Consider the following 1246-nt stretch of genomic DNA (forward strand, 5'->3'; position numbering starts at 1 on the left):
ACGATTGAACAACTGAACGCTTTTCTGGCAGGCACCCAACGGGTTGCCTTCGAGGTTGCTGGTGACAAGGATGCCTGTTATCAGTGGATCCAGAAGACCTTGCTCCGGTTTCACTACCAGGCGCTGAATAGGCAGGGCAAGGGGGTGCTGATCCGCTATCTGATGAAAGTCAGTGGCTATTCACGCCAGCAAGTCACCCGACTGGTCAAGCAATACCGAGATCAGGGGCGACTAACCCGCCGACAGCGCACAGTCAATGGTTTTTCTCGGCGTTTCACCGATAGAGATATCCGTCTGCTGGCTGAGATGGACGAGCGCCACAACAGTCCAAATGGGCCGGCCATGCGCAAGCTCTGCGAGCGGGCCTACAGGCTGTTCGGCCAAACTGAGTATCAACGCTTGGCTTCGATCTCCGTCGCCCATCTGTACAACCTGAGGAAATCCAAAGTCTACTTGCGCCAACGACGCACCCTGGAGAAAACCCGTCCCAGAGCATCTCACATCGGTGAGAGGCGAAAACCCCGGCCCAACGGCCAACCTGGATATATCCGTATCGATACGGTTCATCAGGGTGATTGGGACAAGCAGAAAGGGGTCTACCACATCAATGCCGTTGATGAGATCACTCAGCTTGAAATCGTGGTGAGCGTCGAGAAAATCAGTGAAAGGTATCTCATCCCTGCGCTGGAACAACTGCTGGAGGACTTCCCTTTTGTTATCCTGGGTTTCCACTCTGACAATGGCTCAGAGTACATCAACAAACAGGTCGCCAGGCTATTGGAGAAACTCCGTATCGAGTTCACCAAATCAAGATCCCGGCAAACGAACGACAACGCCCTGGCAGAGAGCAAGAATGGGCATGTGGTTCGCAAACTATTTGGGTATACCCATATCCCACAGCATTGGGCTCCCTTGATTAACGACTTCAACCGGAAACACCTGAACCCCTATATCAACTACCATCGGCCCTGCCTGTTTCCAGAAATTGTCATCGATGCCAAGGGTAAACAACGTAAGCGCTATCCCCATGACACCCTCATGACCCCGTATGAGAAGCTCAAATCTTTACCCAGCGCAACAACCTATTTGAAGCCGGGCATGACTTTTGAAATACTGGACGCTATCGCTTACCAGATAAGTGACAATGAGGCTGCCGACCAACTCCAGCAGGCACGTCGGCAATTGTTTAAAACAATCCATGAACAGCAGTGGAAAAGGGCTTGAGACCAGCCTTGCTCAGCCCCTC

General features: G+C 52.4%; 1 protein-coding gene. It reads left to right on the top strand.

Annotated elements, in window-relative coordinates:
- Positions 1-1224, top strand: a 1224-nt coding sequence (locus tag COV52_05300) for an integrase (GenBank protein PIR11167.1), incomplete at its 5' end; no start/stop codon positions are given.
- Positions 1225-1246: the final 22 nt, after the last annotated feature.

The organism is Gammaproteobacteria bacterium CG11_big_fil_rev_8_21_14_0_20_46_22, assembly GCA_002796245.1.
GTDB lineage: Bacteria > Pseudomonadota > Gammaproteobacteria > UBA12402 > UBA12402 > 1-14-0-20-46-22.